Below are 2,952 nucleotides of genomic sequence, written 5' to 3'. Positions count from 1 at the left end.
ACATCGCCGAAACTGGAAGACTGGCCGGATGTCACCTTTGAGCTAGGCGATGATGCTCGTCGGGTGAACCTGGATGAAGTAACTAAAGAAGACATTCAGGACTGGAAAATGGGTGAAACTGTGCTCTTGTCCGGTAAGTTACTCACTGGTCGGGATGCCGCTCACAAGCGCATTAAAGGCATGCTGGATAACGGCGAAAAACTACCGGTTGATTTCAACAACCGCTTTATTTACTACGTAGGGCCGGTAGATCCTGTGGGCGATGAAGTTGTTGGTCCGGCAGGTCCTACAACCTCAACTCGTATGGATAAATTTACTGATCAGATGCTGGAAGAAGCCGGCATTATCGGCATGGTCGGTAAAGCAGAGCGTGGCCCTGAAGCCGTAGAAAGTATTCGTAAGCACAAAGCCGTTTATCTGATGGCCGTTGGCGGCGCGGCTTACTTAGTGGCTAAAGCTATTAAGAAATCTCGTGTGGTGGCCTTTGAAGATTTAGGTATGGAAGCCATTTACGAATTTGAAGTGGAAGACATGCCGGTCACTGTTGCTGTGGATAGCGATGGTCAAAACGCGCATACTCAAGGTCCTGCTATTTGGAAAGCCAAAATTGCTGACCTCAATGAAAAATTAGGAGCTTAATGATGTCGCTGGCACTGTGGCAATGGATGGCAATAATTGGAGTGCCGGTTGTGACTGTCATTACGGCGTTGTTGTTGCTTTGGCAACAGCAGCGCCGTTTGCGTTTACAGGCAGAGCAGCAAAATACGGCACTGGAACAGGACTCGGATATTCTTCGTGAGCGCGTTGATGAGCTTCAGCGTGAAGTGTATGAAAAAGACAGCCGTTTGCGTGAAACTTTAGCTCGGGCTGAGCATGAGCAGAAAACCGCAGAAGAGAAGCTGAACTTATTAAAAGTCAGTGAAGAACGTCTGACCCAACAGTTTGAAAACCTAGCAAATCGTATTTTCGATGAAAAGTCGAAAGGACTGCAACAGCATCATCAACAGTCCTTGCAGGCTACGCTGGAGCCTTTCAAACAACAAATTGATGCGTTTAAAAAGCAAATTACTCAGCAGTATACTGACGAAACCAAAGAGCGCTCTGCTTTAAAAAATGAGGTTATGTCGCTTAAGGATTTGAATCGCCAAATGGCGTCTGAAGCTGAAGCATTAACCCGCGCACTAAAAGGCGACACCAAGCAACAGGGTAACTGGGGCGAGGTAGTACTGGAGCGTATTCTGGAGCAGTCCGGTCTGCGTGAAGGGCACGAGTATCAGACACAAGCGCATCACCGCGACGAAGACGGCAAGTCGTTCAAGCCCGATGTGATTGTGCATTTGCCGAATAAAAAAGACGTAGTTATCGACTCAAAAGTTAGTTTGTCGGCTTATGAGCGGTATTTTAATTCTGACGATGATGCAGACCGCGAACGGGCGTTAAATGAGCATGTCCAGTCGCTAAAGCAACACATAAAACAGTTGGGTAAAAAGAGCTACCATCAACTGGAAGGGTTACGCACGCTGGATTACGTGTTGATGTTTATTCCTATTGAGCCGGCGTTCTTGCTGGCGGTTGATCGTGATCCTGAACTTATTCGGCTGGCGCTGGACAACCAGATTATGCTGGTAAGTCCTACGAATTTACTGGTTGCGCTGCGTACCGTTCACAACATCTGGCAGTATGAGTATCAGAACCAGAATGCTGAAAAAATAGCGACCGATGCCGCACGTTTGTACGACAAGTTTGTGGGTTTTGTTGAAGATTTAGAAAAAATTGGTAACGGCTTACAAACGTTGGATAACCGTTATCAGGAAGCCATGAAGAAGCTGAGTACCGGGCGCGGTAACCTCATTGGCCGAGTGGATAAATTCCGTCAGATGGGTGTGCAAACGAATAAGCGATTAAATCCGGATTACCTTGATTCCGAAGAAACCTCTCCGGAAGGTATTGAATCCGATGGTGCAGATAAGAAAAACGACTGAGCCAACGCTCAGTCATTTACTTTTATCAACTTAATGCACTGCGACGATAATGATCAACCCACAATGAGGTCGCGCCACAAACCGCCAGCGGCATAATAATTAAATTAATCAGTGGTATCATGGTTAGTACGGTGACACCGAAACCAAAGCCCAGTGTTTTACCGCGACGTTTATGCAACTCGGAACGCATCCTCGGGAAGGACAGTTTGTGATTATCGAACGGGTAATCAAGGTACTGTATCGACATCATCCAGCAAACAAAGATATACCAAAGCACCTGCCCGATAACGGGAATAATGAGCGACAACAGAAAAAAGCCAAGCGCTCGGGGAATGTAATACATGAGTTTCTGCATTTCCCGTTTTAAAGTTCTTGGAATGTCTTTAAACAGACCTAAGAATCCCTCGTCGCCTAAGCTCTCACCGCTTTCATAGCGCTCTACTTTTTCTGCCAGAAGCCCGTTAAAAGGGGCCGCAATTAAATGCATGATGGTGCTAAAAATAAACGAGAAGAGCGCGATAATGGTAATAACTGCAAGTGGCCATAAAAGAAATTCCAGCCATTGGAAAAAGTCGGGCAGCCAGCTCATAAAGCGATTCAACCAATAGTCGACTTGGCTATACAGCCAGCTGAAAGCAAGCGAGAACAGGATAAGGTTGGTCAGAATAGGTACTACGACGTAACGACGAAGGCCCTTAGTTCGGATAAGTTGTAACCCTCGACCTATGTAAGCAAGTCCAGAATCGCTGTAGGCTGCTTTTTGCATGAAAACTCCAGAGGTTTAAATTTGCTTATTATAATAAGGCAATACAGTGGCAATGTGAGGGCTAAATTGTTACAAATGGCTACCGGATCTGCTAGAGTCTTGTGATAATAAACTGTCGTGCTAATAACGAATAAAAACAACTGAATGCGCCTAAAACACATCAAACTGGTTGGTTTTAAATCTTTTGTGGATCCAACCAAAGAG

The 2,952-nt window shown here is 45.8% G+C and carries 3 protein-coding genes; 2 read left to right on the top strand and 1 reads right to left on the bottom strand.

Going from position 1 to position 2,952, the window contains the following annotated elements; all coding sequences use genetic code 11:
• Together B3180_RS00170 and rmuC are read left to right on the top strand one after the other, a co-directional pair.
• The coding region (locus tag B3180_RS00170; protein WP_286842140.1) for a fumarate hydratase C-terminal domain-containing protein at positions 1-639 on the top strand (639 nt) is incomplete at its 5' end.
• Positions 639-1,982: a DNA recombination protein RmuC gene (gene rmuC, locus B3180_RS00165; protein ID WP_054488348.1), complete on the top strand. Its 1,344-nt coding sequence runs from the start codon at positions 639-641 to the stop codon at positions 1,980-1,982. The genes B3180_RS00170 and rmuC, both read left to right, overlap by 1 nt.
• A gap of 25 nt (positions 1,983-2,007) precedes the next feature.
• Here rmuC and cysZ read toward each other — a convergent pair whose 3' ends face one another.
• Entirely contained in the window at positions 2,008-2,748 is a 741-nt protein-coding gene (gene cysZ, locus B3180_RS00160) for a sulfate transporter CysZ (protein WP_199494166.1), read from the bottom strand.
• Positions 2,749-2,952 lie beyond the last annotated feature (204 nt).

It is taken from the genome of Idiomarina sp. UBA4206 (assembly GCF_002383015.1).
GTDB lineage: Bacteria > Pseudomonadota > Gammaproteobacteria > Enterobacterales > Alteromonadaceae > Idiomarina > Idiomarina abyssalis.
This window is presented reverse-complemented; position numbering and strand designations above follow the sequence as displayed.